Annotated in this window: 17 protein-coding genes; 4 read left to right on the top strand and 13 right to left on the bottom strand. The window is 61.2% G+C overall.

Going from position 1 to position 17164, the window contains the following annotated elements:
• Nucleotides 1–18: 18 nt before the first annotated feature.
• From J3P91_RS06260 to pcaR, 8 genes are all read right to left on the bottom strand, one after another.
• The gene (locus J3P91_RS06260; protein ID WP_434603013.1) at nucleotides 19–1314 is read right to left on the bottom strand and encodes an MFS family transporter; all 1296 of its coding nucleotides are present in this window, start codon (nucleotides 1312–1314) and stop codon (nucleotides 19–21) included.
• 217 nt (nucleotides 1315–1531) lie between these two features.
• Complete coding sequence (gene pcaG, locus J3P91_RS06255; protein WP_434603012.1) at nucleotides 1532–2098, bottom strand: protocatechuate 3,4-dioxygenase subunit alpha; 567 nt, start codon at nucleotides 2096–2098, stop codon at nucleotides 1532–1534.
• Nucleotide 2099: 1 nt separating this feature from the next.
• Nucleotides 2100–2804: a protocatechuate 3,4-dioxygenase subunit beta gene (pcaH, locus tag J3P91_RS06250; RefSeq protein WP_434603011.1), complete on the bottom strand. Its 705-nt coding sequence runs from the start codon at nucleotides 2802–2804 to the stop codon at nucleotides 2100–2102.
• Between the two features lie 37 nt (nucleotides 2805–2841).
• Nucleotides 2842–4044, bottom strand: coding sequence for a 3-oxoadipyl-CoA thiolase (gene pcaF, locus J3P91_RS06245; protein WP_434603010.1), 1203 nt, complete (start codon nucleotides 4042–4044; stop codon nucleotides 2842–2844).
• The gene (locus tag J3P91_RS06240; protein WP_434603009.1) at nucleotides 4045–4824 is read right to left on the bottom strand and encodes a CoA-transferase subunit beta; all 780 of its coding nucleotides are present in this window, start codon (nucleotides 4822–4824) and stop codon (nucleotides 4045–4047) included.
• A complete protein-coding gene (locus J3P91_RS06235; RefSeq protein ID WP_434603008.1) occupies nucleotides 4821–5681 on the bottom strand; it encodes a CoA transferase subunit A in 861 nt (286 codons plus the stop codon). Before J3P91_RS06235 ends, J3P91_RS06240 begins: the two co-directional genes overlap by 4 nt.
• A gap of 303 nt (nucleotides 5682–5984) precedes the next feature.
• Nucleotides 5985–7331: an MFS transporter gene (locus J3P91_RS06230; RefSeq protein ID WP_305496279.1), complete on the bottom strand. Its 1347-nt coding sequence runs from the start codon at nucleotides 7329–7331 to the stop codon at nucleotides 5985–5987.
• Nucleotides 7332–7440: 109 nt separating this feature from the next.
• Nucleotides 7441–8283: a pca regulon transcriptional regulator PcaR gene (gene pcaR / locus J3P91_RS06225; protein ID WP_305496280.1), complete on the bottom strand. Its 843-nt coding sequence runs from the start codon at nucleotides 8281–8283 to the stop codon at nucleotides 7441–7443.
• A 16-nt stretch (nucleotides 8284–8299) separates the two neighbouring features.
• Between pcaR and J3P91_RS06220 the strand changes: the two genes are divergently transcribed.
• The 3 genes from J3P91_RS06220 to J3P91_RS06210 all read left to right on the top strand — a co-directional run bounded on the left by J3P91_RS06220 (nucleotide 8300) and on the right by J3P91_RS06210 (nucleotide 10863).
• The gene (locus J3P91_RS06220; RefSeq protein WP_434603007.1) at nucleotides 8300–8560 is read left to right on the top strand and encodes a hypothetical protein; all 261 of its coding nucleotides are present in this window, start codon (nucleotides 8300–8302) and stop codon (nucleotides 8558–8560) included.
• 266 nt (nucleotides 8561–8826) lie between these two features.
• On the top strand, nucleotides 8827–9027 hold the full coding sequence (locus J3P91_RS06215) for a hypothetical protein (protein WP_434569547.1): 201 nt from the start codon (nucleotides 8827–8829) through the stop codon (nucleotides 9025–9027).
• A gap of 360 nt (nucleotides 9028–9387) precedes the next feature.
• Nucleotides 9388–10863 carry an inorganic phosphate transporter gene (locus J3P91_RS06210; RefSeq protein WP_305496282.1) on the top strand — a complete coding sequence of 492 codons (1476 nt, stop codon included), beginning with the start codon at nucleotides 9388–9390 and terminating at the stop codon, nucleotides 10861–10863.
• A gap of 247 nt (nucleotides 10864–11110) precedes the next feature.
• Here J3P91_RS06210 and ccoM read toward each other — a convergent pair whose 3' ends face one another.
• The 3 genes from ccoM to J3P91_RS06195 all read right to left on the bottom strand — a co-directional run bounded on the left by ccoM (nucleotide 11111) and on the right by J3P91_RS06195 (nucleotide 11963).
• The gene (gene ccoM / locus J3P91_RS06205) at nucleotides 11111–11227 is read right to left on the bottom strand and encodes a cytochrome c oxidase subunit CcoM (RefSeq protein WP_030139315.1); all 117 of its coding nucleotides are present in this window, start codon (nucleotides 11225–11227) and stop codon (nucleotides 11111–11113) included.
• 144 nt (nucleotides 11228–11371) lie between these two features.
• The gene (locus J3P91_RS06200) at nucleotides 11372–11533 is read right to left on the bottom strand and encodes a hypothetical protein (RefSeq protein ID WP_434569548.1); all 162 of its coding nucleotides are present in this window, start codon (nucleotides 11531–11533) and stop codon (nucleotides 11372–11374) included.
• Nucleotides 11534–11621: 88 nt separating this feature from the next.
• Nucleotides 11622–11963 carry an aspartate-semialdehyde dehydrogenase gene (locus tag J3P91_RS06195; protein WP_434569549.1) on the bottom strand — a complete coding sequence of 114 codons (342 nt, stop codon included), beginning with the start codon at nucleotides 11961–11963 and terminating at the stop codon, nucleotides 11622–11624.
• A 248-nt stretch (nucleotides 11964–12211) separates the two neighbouring features.
• On the opposite strand from J3P91_RS06195, the gene rapA reads away from it, so the two are divergent.
• Nucleotides 12212–15058, top strand: a complete 2847-nt coding sequence (rapA, locus tag J3P91_RS06190; RefSeq protein WP_434603006.1) for an RNA polymerase-associated protein RapA — start codon at nucleotides 12212–12214, stop codon at nucleotides 15056–15058.
• 199 nt (nucleotides 15059–15257) lie between these two features.
• On the opposite strand, the gene J3P91_RS06185 is transcribed toward rapA, so the two are convergent.
• Both J3P91_RS06185 and J3P91_RS06180 read right to left on the bottom strand, forming a co-directional pair.
• On the bottom strand, nucleotides 15258–16100 hold the full coding sequence (locus J3P91_RS06185) for a cache domain-containing protein (RefSeq protein WP_434603005.1): 843 nt from the start codon (nucleotides 16098–16100) through the stop codon (nucleotides 15258–15260).
• 132 nt (nucleotides 16101–16232) lie between these two features.
• Entirely contained in the window at nucleotides 16233–17114 is an 882-nt protein-coding gene (locus J3P91_RS06180; protein WP_434603004.1) for an ATPase, read from the bottom strand.
• Nucleotides 17115–17164 lie beyond the last annotated feature (50 nt).

Raw genomic sequence — 17164 nt, 5'->3', positions numbered from 1 at the left:
CAATGAATCAACCAAGCCTTAAAGATCGTGGTGCAAATACGCCGGTTGTTTTGGCAGCCGCAGGCTGAACAGGAACGCAACGACCATCATCACCGTGACATACCAATAAAAAGCGTTTTCCACGCCCTGGGCTTTCAGGCTCAAGGCAACGTACTCGGCCGAACCGCCAAAAATCGCGTTCGCCACCGCATAGGCCAACCCTACTCCCAGCGCCCGCACTTCTGGTGGAAACATTTCGGCTTTCACCAGACCGCTGATGGAGGTGTAGAGGCTGACGATCGCCAAGGCGAAAGTGATCAGGACAAACGCCAGGAACGGGTTGCTGGTGCTTTTGAGCGTCAGCAGGATCGGCACGGTGCACAACGCCCCCAGCCCGCCGAACCAGAGCATGGAGTTACGCCGGCCGATCTTGTCCGCGAGCATGCCGAACAGCGGTTGCATGCACATGTAGAGAAACAGCGCACCGGTCATGATGTAACTGGCGGTCTTGGCATGCAGGCCGGCGGTGTTCACCAGGTACTTCTGCATGTAAGTGGTGAAGGTATAGAAAATCAGCGAACCGCCGGCGGTGTAGCCCAGCACGGTGATGAACGCCGCCTTGTGATCGCGAAACAACGCGGCGATGCTGCCAGCGTCTTTGTTTTCGCGCATTTCCTTGCTGGTGGTTTCCTTCAAGGACCGGCGCAGGAACAGGGAAATCAACGCCGCGGCGGCGCCCACCACGAACGGGATTCGCCAACCGTAAGCGCGCAGTTCGTCTTCGCTGAGAAACTGCTGCAGGATCACCACCAGCGACACTGCCAAAAGTTGTCCGCCGATCAGCGTCACGTACTGGAACGAGGCAAAAAAGCCGCGTTGCCCCTTGAGAGCGACTTCGCTCATGTAGGTCGCGGTAGTGCCGTACTCGCCGCCCACCGACAGGCCTTGCAGCAGGCGAGCGAACAGCAGCAGCACCGGCGCCCAGACGCCGATGTCCTTGTAGGTGGGCAGGCAGGCGATGAGCAACGAGCCGAAGCACATCATCATCACCGAGATCATCATTGAATTCTTGCGCCCGTGACGGTCCGCTACCCGGCCGAAAATCCAGCCGCCAATGGGCCGCATCAGGAACCCGGCGGCGAATACCCCCGCCGTGTTGACCAGTTGCACCGTCGGATTGTCCGATGGAAAAAACGCCGGGGCGAAATAAATCGCGCAGAACGCATAGACGTAGAAGTCGAACCATTCGACCAGGTTGCCGGATGAGGCACCGACGATGGCGAAGATGCGCTTGCTGCGTTCTTCGCCGGTGTAGTGGCTGATTGGGGTGGTCATGGGTTAATCACTCGTTGGGGACTGACGAAGTCTAGACATACTTCGTAACACTCCCGTTCCACAGTCTTGCCACCTGTGGCGAGGGAGCTTGCTCCCGCTCGGCTGCGCAGCAGTCGCAAAACCAGGCCCGGCGCTGTTTTGGATGCACCGCGTCGCCTGCCATGGGCTTGCTGCGCAAGCCAGCGGGAGCAAGCTCCCTCGCCACGGGGGTTTTCACTCAGTAATCGAAGAACACTGTCTCGGCATCCGTGCCCTGGAGAATCACGTTCCACTGGTAAACACCCGATGCATCGGGCCTGGCCACGATGGTGTCGCGACGCTCCTCGGGTACGCAGGCCAGCAACGGGTCAGCTTCGTTGGCGGGTTCGTCGGCGAAATAGATGCGCGTCAACAGATGCTTGACCAACCCGCGGGCGAACACCAGTACAACGAGATGCGGCGCCTGGGTCGTACCGCCCAACCCCGGCACGGTGCCCGGCTTGATGGTGGTGAAGCGGAACCGCCCTTCGGCATCCACTGGCACCCGGCCGAAACCGTCGAAATGCGGGTCCAGCGGTTTTTCCTGATCGTCTTCCGGGTGAGCGTATTTACCGGCGGCGTTGGCCTGCCAGACTTCCAGCATGGCGTCGTTGACGAACTGGCCGTTGCCGTCGATCACTTGCCCGGTGATCGCCACGCGCTGGCCGAGCGTCTGGGCGTCGGTCAGGTCTTCGCGGTTCAGCCACGTCAGGCCGATGTGGTAGTAAGGGCCGACGGTGTGGGACGTAGTGGCGTTGAGCGTCATCTTATTTCTCCATCGGCGTGGCTTCGCGGCCGCGCAAGACGATGTCCCAGCGATAACCGAGGGCGTAGTGAGGAATGGTTTTTTCCAGGTCGAAACTGGCGATCAAGCGTTCCTTGGCCCGGGCGTCCGGCACGCAGTTGTAGATCGGGTCGTATTCCAGCAACGGATCACCGGGGAAATACATCTGCGTGACCAGGCGCGTCAGGATGCTCGGCCCGAACAATGAAAAATGGATATGCGCCGGGCGCCAGGCGTTGTGGTGGTTGCCCCACGGATAGGCGCCGGGCTTGATGGTCTGGAACTGATACCCGCCATCGGCATCGGTCACGGTGCGACCGGTGCCGGTGAAGTTCGGGTCCAGCGGCGCATCGTGGTTGTCACGGTCGTGGTTGTAGCGACCGGCGGCGTTGGCCTGCCAGATCTCGATCAGGATGCCCGGCACCGGCTCGCCGTGCTCATCGAGCACGCGCCCGTGAATGATGATCCGTTCACCGAGCGGCTCACCGGCATGCTGGGCGGTCAGGTCATGGTCCTTCTCCTGAAGACGATCAGCACCTACGGTCGGCCCGGTGATTTCCGACAATGAATGGGGCAGGTACACCAACGGCTTGGACGGCGAGCGCAGGTTGGTGGACTGGTACGGCGGGTGCAGATACTCCGGCTGAGTGCCCGCTTGAGGGCGACGGTAACCAGGCTTGTCAGTCATGCAGCATTCCTCGGTTTCTTATTGGTAGGACGACCCGTCAGACGCGTTCGATAGCCAGTGCCAGACCTTGGCCGACGCCAACGCACATGGTCGCCAGGCCTTTCTTGCCGCCGGTCTTTTCCAGATGATGCAGCGCTGTCATTACCAGCCGCGCCCCGCTCATGCCCAGTGGATGGCCCAAGGCAATGGCGCCACCGTTCGGATTGACGTGCGGTGCATCGTCCGCCAGCCCAAGATCGCGCAACACCGCCAGGCCCTGGCTGGCAAAGGCTTCGTTGAGCTCGATCACGTCAAAATCGGCGACCGCCAGGCCCAGGCGCTCAGTCAGTTTGCGCACCGCCGGCACCGGGCCGATGCCCATCACCCGTGGCGCGACGCCGGCGCTGGCCATGCCCAGCACTCTGGCCTTGGGGGTCAGGCCGTGTTTCTTCACCGCTTCGGCGGACGCGAGGATCAGCGCCGCGGCCCCGTCATTCACGCCCGAGGCGTTGCCGGCGGTCACGGTCTTGTCCGGGCCGTTGACCGGTTTGAGTCGGCCCAAGGTTTCCAACGTGGTGTCAGCGCGTGGATGCTCGTCCTGCTCGACCACCGTTTCGCCCTTTTTGTGGGCGATGCGAACCGGCACGATTTCCTCGGCAAAAAATCCCGCCGCCTGGGCCGCCGCCGCACGCTGCTGGCTGCGCACGGCAAAGGCGTCTTGATCAGCGCGGGACACCGCGTAGTCATCCGCCACGTTATCAGCGGTCTGCGGCATTGCATCAACGCCGTACCGGGCTTTCATCAGCGGGTTGATGAAGCGCCAACCAATGGTCGTGTCCTCCAGCTTCATGTTGCGTGAGAACGCCGCATCGGCCTTGCCCATCACGAACGGCGCGCGGGACATCGATTCGACGCCGCCGGCGATGGCCAGCTCCATTTCGCCGCTGGCAATGGCACGAAACGCCGTGCCGATGGCGTCCATGCCCGAGGCGCAGAGGCGGTTGACGGTCACGCCGGGGATGCTCTCCGGCAGACCGGCCAGCAACAAGGCCATGCGCGCGACGTTGCGGTTGTCTTCACCGGCCTGGTTGGCGCAGCCGAGGAACACTTCGTCCACCGCGCGCCAGTCCACCGATGGGTTGCGTTCCATCAGCGCCTTGATCGGCACGGCCGCCAGGTCATCGGCACGCACTGCGGACAGGCTGCCGCCGAACCGGCCGATGGGGGTTCGAATCGCATCACAGATGAAAACGTCGCGCATTCAGGCTTCTCCTGGAGTCTGGCCGTGGGCCGCAGCGGTACGGGCCTCAAGGTCGCGCAATGCGCGCAACTCGACCTCGGTCGGTTCGGCGGTGGTCTGCACCTGGTCGGCGAAACGGATCGCCCAGCCGGTGGCGGCGATGACCTGCTCACGGGTCACCCCGGGGTGCAGCGAAGTGACCACGAACTCATGGCTGCCGGCTTCCGGTTCCATGATGCACAGGTCAGTGATGATCCCTACGGGGCCAGCGCCCGGCAGGCCAAGGCGTTTGCGCGAATCACCGCCTTCGCCGTGACCGACCGAGGTGATGAAGTCCAGCTTGTCGACAAACGAACGCGCCGATTGCTTGAGGATGATCAGCACACTTTTCGCCGAGCCGGCAATTTCCGGCGCGCCACCGGCACCCGGCAAGCGGACTTTCGGCTGATGATAATCGCCGACCACCGTGGTGTTGATGTTGCCGAAACGGTCCACCTGGGCCGCGCCGAGAAAGCCGACGTCGATGCGCCCGCCCTGCAGCCAGTAGCGAAAAATCTCACCGGTGGGTACGACGGTGTCCGCGGTTTCCGCCAGTTCACCGTCGCCGATGGACAGCGGCAATACGCTGGGCTTGGCGCCGATCGGACCGGATTCGTAGATCAGGACGACATCAGGCGACGAAGTCAGCCGCGCCAGGTTGGCCGCTTTCGACGGCAGGCCGATGCCGACGAAACACACGGCGTTGTTCTTCAGCCGACGGGCCGCGGCGACGGTCATCATCTCAGTGGTGGAATAGGTCATGGTTTCACCTGCGAAGCGGCCGCCAGCCGGGCCTGGAATTCACTGAAGTCCCTGGTGCCATGGATGTACTCGTCAATCCATGCGGTAAATATCTCACGGTCCCGGGCGATAGGATCCCACGCCTGGTAGAAACGATTGTCACGCTCGGTGTAGCCGTGAGCGTAGGACGGATGCGCGCCACCCGGTACATGACATACCGCGCTCAAGGCCCAGGTTGGCAGCACGCAGGCATTCATCGGCGCGTTCAGGTCGTCGACGATTTCTTCCACGGTGACGATGCAACGCTTGGCCGCCAGGGCCGCTTCTTTCTGCACACCGAGGATGCCCCACAGCAACACGTTGCCCTTGCGGTCGGCCTTCTGTGCGTGGATCACGGTAATGTCCGGTCGCACCGACGGCACGGCGGCAAGCACTTCCCCGGTGAAGGGACAGGTGACGCTCTTGATCAGCGGATTGACCTTCGGCAGGTCGGAGCCGGCGTAGGCCCGAAGTACTGCGAACGGCAGGCCGGAGGCGCCGGCAACGTAGGCATTGGCCAGGTCGGCGTGGCTGTGCTCCTCGATTTCCAGCGGATGCGGCCATTGCTTTTCGACCGCATCGCGCAGCCGGTGCAAGGAACCCACGCCTGGATTTCCGCCCCAGGAAAAAATCAGCTTGCGAGCACAACCGGCACCGATCAACTGGTCGTAAATCAAGTCAGGCGTCATGCGCACCAGGGTCAGGTCCTTCTTGCCCTGACGAATGATTTCATGACCCGCCGCCGTCGGGATCAGGTGCGTGAAGCCTTCGAGCGCGACGGTATCGCCGTCGTTGACGAACTGCTTCACCGCGTCGTGCAGCGAAAGGATTTCAGCCATGGGGCAGGCTCCCGTTATCCAGTAGATCGACATGAAAAAGAGGCGCGAGGTCCAGCGCCTGGGTGACTGAAGATTAAGCTGGGGAAAAACGCCAAACAATCCGATAATCGACAGAGTGTTCGTTTATCGAACAGATTGTTGCGTAGCTATCGATTTACTCTGTCCTGAAACAACGCAGGGCCTGTGGCGAGGGAGCTTGCTCCCGCTGGGCTGCAAAGCAGCCCCCAAAAAACAGGGCCGCTTCGCGCCCCGGCGGGAGCAAGCTCCCTCGCCACAGGTGCGGATTCAGCTTCAGAGAAAAAGTCAGGTCGCATCCGCATGGCTGACCATGCCTTTGATAACGACCGCCGCGGTCGCCAATGCCGCTGGAATCACCAGCGCGGTCAGGACCTGTTCGAAGTTCCAGCCCAACCCCAACAACGTCGCGCCCATCCACGCGCCAAGAATCGCGCCGAACCGGCCGATGCCCAGCATCCACGACACCCCGGTAGCCCGGCCCTGGGTTGGGTAGAACCGCGCCGCCAGGGACGGCATCGCCGATTGCGCGCCGTTGACGCACATGCCGGCCACCAGCACCAGGGTGGCGAGCAAGGTAATGTTGCCCAGGCTCTGCCCTACCGCGTAGGCAAATACCCCGGCCATCAGGTAGAAAATGCCGATGACCTTGTGCGGATTGAAACGGTCCATCGCCCAACCCACCCCGACTGCACTCAATACGCCGCCGAACTGAAACAGCGCGCCGATGAACGCCGCCTGCTCCATGCTCGCGCCGCTGTCGCGCATCAGCGTCGGCAGCCAACTGGTCAGCAGATAGACAATCACCAGCCCCATGAAATACGTCAGCCACAACAACAAGGTGCCGGCGCTGTAGGTACCGGAAAAGATCACCGCCAGCACGTTGCGCGCTTTTACGGTCTTTTGTTCGGGCACGCTGAAGCTGGCCGCCTGGGCGATGGTCGGCGGGTCGATCGGCGCCAGGGTCTTGCGCACCTTGTCGGTGCCACGGTTACGCACCACCAGGTAACGCGCCGACTCCGGCAGCCAGAACACCAGCACCACCGCCAGGATCAACGGCAGCACGCCACCGATCAGCAGCAAGCTGTGCCAGCCGAACGCCGGTATCAGCTTGGCGGAGATGAAACCGCCGCCGGCCATACCCAGGTTGAAGCCGCAGAACATGCTGGTGACCAGCAGGGACTTCTTGCGTTCCGGGGTGTATTCCGAGAGCAAGGTCGTGGCATTCGGCATCCCGGCCCCCAATCCCAGGCCTGTCAGGAAACGCAGCACCAGCAGTTGGTCGACGTTGGTACAGAAGGCCGAGGCCAGGCTGAAAGCGCCAAACAACACGACCGCCCCCACCAATACGATTTTTCGTCCGAAACGGTCAGCCAATGGGCCGGAACCCAGTGCGCCGAATACCATGCCGATCAGCGCTGCGCTCATCACCGGGCCAAGACTGGCCCGATTGATGCCCCAATCCTGGGAAAGCGCCGGGGCGATGAATCCCATGGCCGCGGTGTCGAGGCCATCGAGGAAAACGATCAGGAAACAGAGAATGACCACTCGCCATTGGTAACGAGAAATGGGCTGGGCATTGATGAAGGATTGCACATCGAGGCAGGTGCCTACGGAGGTCTGGGGCTGGTTCATTTTATTTTTATTCCACGCAAGAAACGCCAGATGACGCTGCGCGACATTAATGAGCCCGGGCAAATACCGTCAATTCACCGAAGCGGAGTGTGTGCGTTTATCGAACAGCTTAAGTGAATAGTTGCGCGCTCAGGTCCCGGCTGGCCCCGAGCAGGCCAGGCAAAAAGCGCTGCTCCAGCTCGTTGCGGCTGACCCGTCCGGCATGGGTGCTGACGTTCAGGGCCGCCACCACCTGGCCCGAAGCATCGTATACCGGCACGGCAATCGAGCGCAGGCCCTGTTCCAGTTCCTGATCGACAATGCACCAACCCTGCTGCCGGACCTGTTGCAAGCATTCGAGCAACGCCTCGGGCGTGTGCAGGGTGCGGCTGGTCTTGGCCTGCAGGTCGGCATGCTCGAGATAATCGCGCAGCGACGCGTCATCCAGTGCCGCCAGCAGGATCCGGCCCATCGACGTGCAATAGGCTGGCAGGCGGCCACCGACGGACAGGTCCACCGAAATCAGCCTTTGAGTCGTGGCCGACCGGGCGATGTAAAGGATGTCATCGCCTTCCAGCGTCGCCATGTTGCAGGCCTCGTGCAGCTGTTCGCTCATGCGGTCCAGGTACGGTTGGGCAGAAACCGCCAGCGGTGTCGATGACAAATAGGCATGGCCCAGGGTCAGCACTTTGGGCAACAGCGAATAAGTCCGTCCGTCGGTGGTGGCGTAGCCGAGCTTGATCAACGTGTGCAGGCAGCGCCTCACCGCCGCGCGGGGAATTTCGGTGCGGTGGCTGATCTGGGCGATGGTCAGGTGCCGCTTGCGCTCCTGGAATGCCTGGACCACCGCCAGTCCACGGGCCAGCGAGGTCATGAAGTCCGGGTCACCGGTCAGGGCCTGGATCCGCTTGGCCGGCGAAGCGACGATCGGCGGCGCTACTGAAGTGAAGGCGTTGCGCAATTGGTCGTTCATCTCTGGTTCTCCCGGAATGACGGCTATTACAAGCGGCTGCCCGTCGGACAGACAAGTGTCGATCCATCAACACCGTGCGATTATCGAACCGGCGGTCGATAATCGCAATCAGCAGGCGCCTGCCAGTCTTGCTGTTTTTTGCGTTTTTCCAGCAAGCACCTTGGACGACGAACTTGAACAGCGACAAAGAATAATGAACTTGTCATATGAAAATGACGTCAGGATATCGACACTTGTGATGCGTGCCGCACAACTAGCAACACTTATGCAATATTGATTCACACCGGTAACCCGGTACTTTAACTTTGCTAGTGTTATTGCGGCGGACCGCTATAATGCGCGCCAGTGGCGGATCGGCCAATGGATCCACTCCTTCCGCGCGCACAATGGTTTTGTTGTGTCAGCAGCCTGGCCGCATCTCCCGTATCGGCAATATGTGAAACCCTGATGCTACGTCAGCTATCAGCTCTGGTGCCGTGGCCGTCTGCATCGCGTACATGCAGTGCGTATCACCAGATCAATTTCAATTCATTAGGTAATGATGTGACGAAAGACGAACTGCGCGCAGAACTTGAGCGCCAGGAACAACGTTACAAGGAAGTTTACGGCGGGGAAGTCACCACCTACGCCGCGCAACCTGAACCGGAACGCAAACCCTGGCGCAAACGCGCCACTGTTCAGGACCAGGCGTTCAGCCAGGAACTGCAAAAAATGGAAAAAGAACTCAAGGCCGAGGAAGAATGATTCTCCGGGCTTGAGTTCCGTAGCGTGTCCGGCCACACCCCGGTCGGACACCGGTAGCGAGGGCCCGCCAAAAGCGGGCCGTCATTCTCTGCACCATCGGTCGGCGGACATTCACCGCTGATTTTCTTTTTTCAGATATTTCAGGCGCCCGCCCCAGCCCCCCACGCCCTGCGCAGAACCTTGCCAGCCGGAATTTTCATCCCGAAATCAAAGGGTTGCGCAGCCCATTCAAAACCCAGGCCTGCACGGCTTCCTGCCGGTTATTTCGTTGAAGAATGTTACCGATGAGCAGTCGATGCATCGATTAGCGAGGTTTTCTGGCATAATCGCGCCCCCTTATGACTGGGTCAGAAAACCTTCATGATCGATTTATTCAGCGGACTGGATGCTTGGGTGCTCGTGAGCCTCTTGCTCGCCCTGGCTTTTGTCCTCGCCTTCGAGTTCATCAACGGCTTTCATGACACCGCTAACGCGGTTGCCACTGTTATCTACACCAAAGCCATGCCGCCTCACCTGGCGGTGTTCTTTTCCGGTGTGTTCAATTTCCTCGGCGTACTGCTGGGTGGCGTGGGGGTGGCGTACGCCATCGTTCACCTGTTGCCCGTGGAGCTGCTGATCAATGTGAACACCGGACACGGCCTGGCCATGGTGTTCTCGCTGCTCGCGGCGGCCATCACCTGGAACCTCGGCACGTGGTACTTCGGTATCCCGGCGTCCAGTTCCCATACGCTGATCGGCTCGATCCTCGGCGTGGGCCTGGCCAATGCGCTGATCAACGATATTCCGTTGGCCGACGGGGTGAACTGGCAGAAAGCGATCGATATCGGCGCCTCCCTGGTGTTCTCGCCGATGGCCGGCTTCCTGATCGCGGCCCTGGTGTTGCTCAGCCTGAAATGGTGGCGCCCGTTGTCGAAGATGCACAAGACGCCGGAACAGCGCCGCAAGATCGACGACAAGAAACACCCGCCGTTCTGGAATCGCCTGGTACTGGTGATTTCCGCCATGGCCGTCAGCTTCGTCCACGGTTCCAACGATGGCCAGAAAGGCATCGGCCTGATCATGCTGGTGCTGATCGGTATCGTACCCGCACAGTTCGTTCTCGACCTGAACAGCACTACCTACCAGATCGAGCGCACCCGCGACGCGACGTTGCACCTTAGCCAGTTCTACAAGCGCAACAACGAGTCGCTGGGTGAGTTCCTGGCCTTGGGCAAGAGCGTCGAAGGCGACCTGCCGGAGAAATTCCGCTGCAACCCGCAGCAGACCGAACCGACCATCAATGCGCTGCTCGACACCCTCAAAGGCGTGGCGGATTACCACTCGCTGCCGTCGGAAAGCCGCATCGAAGTGCGCCGCTACCTGCTTTGCCTGGACGATACGGCGAAAAAAGTCGGCAAGTTGCCTGGCCTGGCAGCCCGTGAAAAAGACGACCTGAACAAGCTGCGCAAGGACCTGACCGCGACCACCGAATACGCCCCGTTCTGGGTAATCCTGGCGGTTGCCCTGGCACTCGGCCTGGGCACCATGGTCGGCTGGAAGCGCGTGGTACTGACCATCGGCGAGAAGATCGGCAAGCAAGGCATGACCTACGCCCAAGGCATGTCGGCGCAGATCACCACGGCCTGCATGATCGGCGCGGCAAATATCTTCAGCCTGCCGGTTTCCACCACCCATGTGCTGTCTTCCGGCGTGGCGGGCACGATGGTGGCCAACAAGAGCGGCCTGCAGGGCGGCACGGTCCAGACTATCCTGCTGGCCTGGGTGCTGACCCTGCCAGCGACGGTGGGCCTGTCGGCGGCACTGTTCTGGCTGGCGTCGAAGGCCATCGGCAGCTGAGTTTCAGCGGCTCGTGAAAAAGGTGCGTTCCTTGCGGTTCGCACCTTTTTTTATGCCCGATACCTTTCCCCTGTGGGAGCGAGCTTGCTCGCGATAGCGGCGGATCAGCCACCGCTACAGTGCCTGACGCACCGCCATCGCGAGCAAGCTCGCTCCCACAAGGTTTATATGGACCTGAAAGTTCGCGCAAAAAAAGGGCGACCGAAGTCGCCCAAATGCCTTGCGTGCTCGTTGTCGCCGGAAAGACCTACGGCTTTTTGCGCTTGTGTGCGTCTTTCCAGATGAATAATCCAAACCCTGCAAAAAACACGAACATGAGGCCGACCGTCAACACACCGGCAAACACCACATTATCGATAAACATGACTGGCCTCCTGGTCTTGCCCCTGTTGCGATGGGATCAAGTTAACCCATCAGGCCTGGAGGAAAATTGACCGGGGTCAATAACGCTCGCGACGGAGCGCAAAGGAAGGGTGATAACTGATCCATATCAATGGATCGAGGGGGTTCAGCGCTTTTTCGGTTTGTTTTTCGATTTTTTCTTCGGCTTGCCCAAGGGCATGGCCTGCTCGAAGGCCTGGCGGACTTCATTGAGACGTTTTTCGTTGAGGTCGTGAACGCGCTTTGCGCGCTCTGCACCGAGATCAATCAGTTTGTCTTCTTGGCTCATGCTGTGTCGACATCGTACGGTGAGTGGCGGATGCGCCCATGATGCGGGTTACCGGTTGCGTTGACCAGCCAGCGACGTCGACGAGACCTCAGATCTGGATATCCACCCATAGGCCCTGGCGCTCTTCGCCCTCGACGAGCGGAACGACCGGCACGGTGTTGTCGGCGTTCAGCTCCGTGCCCGGAACAGCCAGATGCTCCTCGGGATCCTCGTCGGCTTCGCGGCGGCGCCGGTTGCGCTCCTGCTGACGACGCTGCTCTTCGCGCAGCAACAGAGCGGCCTCCTCCGGGTCACCCTTTTGCAGGTCGATGGTGCTTTCGTTGGAGCTTTGTTGTACCGGGACCACGGGAGGAATATCCGGTCGCGGGCGGATCGGATCCTGCTGAGCGGTGATGGGTACGGCGCTCAAGGGAAGCATGGGTGGCAACATAAAGGTCTCCTGTCTTCAGGTTGTCGGCGGCGGCGAGGACAGCTTGAACCGCTGGTCTGAAACTTGTGAGCTGGTTGGCATTACGCGGGGCGAGGACACAAGCTTGTTTGATCGCAGAACACGCTTAAGTTCCGTTGGGCCGGTTGATGGGCGAGCCGTCACGAGCGCTGGTTACGTGCGTAAATCCTTTGGTCTGACGCGTCATTCCGTTAAGATAGCCGGCTTTTTCACGGCGGGAGTCAGGCAGCATGGCGCAGCAGTATCAACCGGGGCAACGCTGGATCAGTGACAGCGAAGCCGAGCTGGGTTTGGGCACCGTTCTGGCACAGGACGGCCGCTTGTTGACCGTGCTCTACCCGGCCACTGGCGACACTCGCCAGTACGCGCTACGGAATGCGCCCCTCACCCGCGTGCGGTTTTCGCCGGGCGACGTGATCACTCACTTCGAAGGCTGGAAAATGACCGTGCGCGAAGTCGATGACGTCGACGGGCTGCTGGTCTACCACGGCCTCAACGGGCAGAACGAAGTCGTCACGCTGCCGGAAACCCAACTGTCGAACTTCATCCAGTTCCGCCTGGCCAGCGATCGCCTGTTCGCCGGGCAGATCGATCCGCTGGCCTGGTTCTCCCTGCGCTACCACACGCTGGAACACACCAGCCGCCAACTGCAGTCGCCGCTCTGGGGCCTGGGTGGCGTGCGTGCCCAACCGATCGCTCACCAGTTGCATATTGCCCGTGAAGTCGCCGACCGCATTGCGCCACGGGTATTGCTGGCGGACGAAGTGGGCCTGGGCAAGACCATCGAAGCCGGCTTGATCATCCATCGGCAACTGCTTTCCGGCCGCGCCCGTCGCATCCTGATCCTGGTCCCGGAAAACCTGCAGCACCAGTGGCTGGTGGAGATGCGCCGGCGCTTCAACCTGCAGGTCGCGCTGTTCGACGAAGAACGCTTTATCGAAAGTGATGCCAGCAACCCGTTTGAGGACACCCAACTGGCGCTGGTCGCGCTGGAATGGCTGGTAGAGGACGAAAAGGCCCAGGACGCGCTGTTCGCCGCCGGCTGGGACCTGATGGTGGTCGACGAAGCGCACCACCTGGTGTGGCACGAAGACCACGTCAGCCCGCAATACGCGCTCGTCGAACTGTTGGCCGAGACCATCCCTGGCGTGCTGCTGCTGACCGCCACCCCGGAACAACTGGGCCAGGACAGCCACTTCGCTCGCCTGCGCCTGCTGGACCCGAACCGCTTCCACGATCTGCAGGCCTTCCGTGCCGAAAGCGAGAACTATCGCCCGGTGGCCGAAGCCGTCCAGGAGCTGCTGGACAAGGGACGCTTGTCGCCCGAGGCCCACCAGACCATCCATGGTTTCCTGGGCAATGAAGGCGAAGCGCTGCTGACCGCCGTCAACGATGGCGATATCGAAGCCAGCGCCCGCCTGGTTCGCGAACTGCTGGACCGCCACGGCACCGGCCGCGTGCTGTTCCGTAACACCCGCGCTGCCGTCCAGGGTTTCCCCGAGCGCAAGCTGCACGCCTATCCTCTGCCGTGCCCTGACGAATACCTGGAACTGCCGCTGGGCGAACACGCTGAGCTGTATCCGGAAGTCAGCTTCCAGGCTCAGCCTGAAGCCAGCGAAGAAGAACGCTGGTGGAAATTCGACCCGCGCGTCGAATGGCTGATCGATCAGTTGAAGATGCTCAAGCGCACCAAGGTCCTGGTGATCTGCGCCCACGCCGAAACCGCGATGGACCTGGAAGACGCCCTGCGCGTGCGCTCCGGCATTCCGGCCACGGTGTTCCATGAAGGCATGAACATCCTTGAGCGCGACCGCGCGGCGGCCTACTTTGCCGACGAAGAGTTCGGTGCCCAGGTGCTGATCTGCTCGGAAATCGGCAGTGAGGGTCGCAACTTCCAATTCGCCCATCACCTGGTGCTGTTCGACCTGCCGGCGCACCCGGACCTTTTGGAACAGCGGATCGGCCGTCTGGACCGGATCGGCCAGAAACACACTATCGAGCTGCATGTGCCGTACCTGGAAACCAGCCCGCAGGCGCGGCTGTTCCAGTGGTATCACGAGGCGCTGAATGCTTTCCTCAACACCTGCCCGACCGGCAACGCCTTGCAACATCAGTTCGGCCCGCGCCTGCTGCCGTTGCTGGAAGAAGCCGACGACGGCGAGTGGCAGGCATTGATCGACGAGGCGCGCACCGAACGCGAACGCCTGGAGGCCGAGCTGCACACCGGTCGCGACCGTCTGCTGGAGCTCAATTCCGGCGGTGCGGGCGAAGGCGACGCTTTGGTGGAGGCCATCCTTGAACAGGACGACCAGTTCGCACTGCCGATCTATATGGAAACCCTGTTCGACGCCTTCGGTATCGACAGCGAGGACCATTCCGATAACGCACTGATCCTCAAGCCGAGCGAAAAAATGCTCGACGCCAGTTTCCCCCTGGGCGACGACGAAGGCGTGACCATCACCTATGACCGCAACCAGGCGCTGTCTCGTGAAGACATGCAATTCATCACCTGGGAGCATCCGATGGTGCAAGGCGGCATGGACCTGGTGCTGTCCGGCTCCATGGGCAACACCGCCGTGGCGCTGATCAAGAACAAGGCGCTCAAGCCTGGCACCGTGTTGCTGGAACTGCTCTATGTCAGCGAAGTGGTCGCCCCGCGCTCGCTGCAATTGGGCCGCTACCTGCCACCGGCCGCCCTGCGCTGCCTGCTGGATGCCAACGGCAACGACCTGGCGGGCCGGGTGTCGTTCGAAACGCTTAACGACCAGCTCGAAAGCGTCCCCCGCGCCAGCGCCAACAAGTTCATCCAGGCCCAGCGCGACCAGCTCTCGCCACGGATCAACGCCGGCGAAGAGAAGATCGCCCCGCGTCACGCCGAACGCGTGGCCGAGGCGCAACGCCGTCTGGCGGCCGACACCGAAGAGGAACTGGCCCGTTTGACCGCTTTGCAAGCGGTGAACCCTACCGTGCGCGACAGCGAACTGGAGGCTCTGCGCCAGCAGCGTGAGCAAGGGTTGGCGATGCTGGAGAAGGCTGCGTTGCGGCTGGAGGCGATTCGGGTGTTGGTGGCGGGGTGATTCCCCGGGGCTTTTTGCGTACATATCCTTTTTTTTGCGGTTATGACCACTTAGGGTTTCGCCCTTACGGCGAGTCACTTTCGACTGGGCCGGCTTCCGGGCTTTTTGAAAGTGACCCGCTGTAAAAGCGGAACCCTATGCCGCCATTACCGCAGCAACGGATATATACCCAAAACCCAGAAACCCAGAACCCCAGAAATCAAGGACTGTAATACCCCACAGCCACCAAGAAATGCCCAGCCTTCTTCAAATAGGCATGCTTGTTCTCGACTTTCCCCGTGACCGGATTCTTCCAGCGATACTCATATTCCCCCGCATCCTGCTTGCCCATCATTGCCAGGATCGGCTCACCCACCGGTTTGCCAGCCGGATCCTTGACCTTGGCAAAATCGGTATTGATCAAACGCAGATTGGTGCCATGACCGACATAACGGCGGGTACCGAGATCAACGACAAAGACGTACAGGTCATCCTGAAGGTAACCGCCCTTGAGGGAATTGATCGCCGTCAGCGTCGCTTTCTCACTCTTGAGCAGGTCCGCCGAAGCCTTGTCCAGTAGCGCCCTGGCCTGTTCGGCAGAAGCCCTTGGCAAGTAATAGCCAACCGCGAGGATATGCTCGCCGACCCGCTGGAAATACACACGCTTGCGCTCGACCTTGCCGTCCGCCCAGTTCTGCCAGCGATACTCGGCCTGCTGGATGCCGCTGGCTTCCGGGGTCTTCAACGCATCCTTGAACGCCTTGCGCAGATCCGGCCCCAATACCTCGGACACGTCTCGCCCGATCAGCGCTGACGATGGGCCGCCGCTGGCAAGCATTACTCCCTGGGTGTCGACCACGAACACGTAGCGGTCCTTGTCGACGAATTCGCCCTGGCGGCTGAAGGCGGCGAACGCATAGTCGCCGTAATCGTGATAGTAGGCCAACGCCCTTTCCAACAGCGCCCGAGCCGCCTGGCCGTCATCCGGCGTAGCGGCCTGTGCGTGGTTCAGCCCCAGCGCCAGCATTGCGGCCAGCCAGGCCAGCCTTCGAATAAACCCCATGGGCACGCCCCTCGTTCTTGTTGGTGTTCCAAGAGCGTAGACGGGGTGGGGCGATGTTGGAGTATTCAGGAGATGGTTGCAGGCGAACTGCAATATCTGTGGGAGCGAGCAGGCTCGCTCCCACAGGGCCCGTTACTGGGCCCGATTGCTCAGCTGCTGTTGCAGGTACTGGATCTGCGATTGCAGGGTATTGATGTTGCGCGTGACCTGGCCGCGGAAGGCATCGAACTCGGCGTTATTGCCGCCCGAGCGGTTCTCCTGCTGACTCTTGAGCACGATCATGTCCTGCTCCAGGCGCTCGATGGCCGAGTTCGAGTTGGCTCTTTTCAAGGCCGTGATGTCGGCACCGATGCTCTTGAGCTGGGCATCCAGCGCGCCGCCCTCGCCTTGGTTCTTCAAGGTTGCAACCTCGGCCGCCAACGCCTTGACCTGGGCCTGGAGCTGGGTGTTGGCCGCTTGCAACTGGGTGTAGGCGTTCTGCTGCTCGGAATCCTGGGCGATCATCTGGGCCAGCTGCTTGTCCAGGTCGGCGGACGGTCCGAACGCGCCTTGCAGCTGCTTGTACTGCTCCATCAACTTGCCGTCGAATTGCCGGCCCTGCTCCTGCAGCTTGCTGTCCAACTGCTTGATCTGCAATTTCAAGGCTTCACTGTCGCTCATCACGTTGGACTGCCCGGCAACCACTTTGCCGGAGATGTCCTGCAGGCGGCCCGCGGCATCCTCACTGATCCGGGCGAAGCTTTCCTGGGTGGCCACCAGTTGCTGCTCCATCAGGGAAATCTGCTGGAAACTCCACCACGCGAGAAACGCCAAGGCGCACAACAAGGCACCGACCAATGCCCACAACGGGCCGGTGCTCGGTGCCTTGACCCTGGCCGCCGCAACAGGCGCCGGACGCGCTTGCACGTGGGGCTGGCGGTTGGTCAGGAAGTCATCGTCATCGGGAATGTCCGCCCGCATCCGCAGGCTCGGTACATCGTCGAAGTCGTCGTTCGCATCGTTACGCGTGGGCATGGGTTCAACCTTTGGGAAATCGGTAGTGACTCGATGCGGCGAGTATAACC

This window comes from Pseudomonas sp. Z4-7 (assembly GCF_051131965.1).
Lineage (GTDB): Bacteria > Pseudomonadota > Gammaproteobacteria > Pseudomonadales > Pseudomonadaceae > Aquipseudomonas.
The sequence above is the reverse complement of the archived record's forward strand: the minus strand, read 5'-3'. Positions and strand labels throughout refer to the sequence as shown.

What these genes read in the sequence shown, in the direction of transcription:
- J3P91_RS06240 (WP_434603009.1), bottom strand. Translation starts at nt 4,824, where the DNA reads ATGACCTATTCCACCACTGAGATGATGACCGTCGCCGCGGCCCGTCGG.
- pcaH (WP_434603011.1), bottom strand. Translation starts at nt 2,804, where the DNA reads ATGACTGACAAGCCTGGTTACCGTCGCCCTCAAGCGGGCACTCAGCCG.
- J3P91_RS06230 (WP_305496279.1), bottom strand. Translation starts at nt 7,331, where the DNA reads ATGAACCAGCCCCAGACCTCCGTAGGCACCTGCCTCGATGTGCAATCC.
- J3P91_RS06200 (WP_434569548.1), bottom strand. Translation starts at nt 11,533, where the DNA reads ATGAGCCAAGAAGACAAACTGATTGATCTCGGTGCAGAGCGCGCAAAG.
- J3P91_RS06220 (WP_434603007.1), top strand. Translation starts at nt 8,300, where the DNA reads ATGACGGCTATTACAAGCGGCTGCCCGTCGGACAGACAAGTGTCGATC.
- pcaG (WP_434603012.1), bottom strand. Translation starts at nt 2,098, where the DNA reads ATGACGCTCAACGCCACTACGTCCCACACCGTCGGCCCTTACTACCAC.
- pcaF (WP_434603010.1), bottom strand. Translation starts at nt 4,044, where the DNA reads ATGCGCGACGTTTTCATCTGTGATGCGATTCGAACCCCCATCGGCCGG.
- J3P91_RS06235 (WP_434603008.1), bottom strand. Translation starts at nt 5,681, where the DNA reads ATGGCTGAAATCCTTTCGCTGCACGACGCGGTGAAGCAGTTCGTCAAC.
- pcaR (WP_305496280.1), bottom strand. Translation starts at nt 8,283, where the DNA reads ATGAACGACCAATTGCGCAACGCCTTCACTTCAGTAGCGCCGCCGATC.
- J3P91_RS06180 (WP_434603004.1), bottom strand. Translation starts at nt 17,114, where the DNA reads ATGCCCACGCGTAACGATGCGAACGACGACTTCGACGATGTACCGAGC.
- rapA (WP_434603006.1), top strand. Translation starts at nt 12,212, where the DNA reads ATGGCGCAGCAGTATCAACCGGGGCAACGCTGGATCAGTGACAGCGAA.
- J3P91_RS06185 (WP_434603005.1), bottom strand. Translation starts at nt 16,100, where the DNA reads ATGGGGTTTATTCGAAGGCTGGCCTGGCTGGCCGCAATGCTGGCGCTG.
- J3P91_RS06195 (WP_434569549.1), bottom strand. Translation starts at nt 11,963, where the DNA reads ATGTTGCCACCCATGCTTCCCTTGAGCGCCGTACCCATCACCGCTCAG.
- J3P91_RS06260 (WP_434603013.1), bottom strand. Translation starts at nt 1,314, where the DNA reads ATGACCACCCCAATCAGCCACTACACCGGCGAAGAACGCAGCAAGCGC.
- J3P91_RS06210 (WP_305496282.1), top strand. Translation starts at nt 9,388, where the DNA reads ATGATCGATTTATTCAGCGGACTGGATGCTTGGGTGCTCGTGAGCCTC.
- ccoM (WP_030139315.1), bottom strand. Translation starts at nt 11,227, where the DNA reads ATGTTTATCGATAATGTGGTGTTTGCCGGTGTGTTGACGGTCGGCCTC.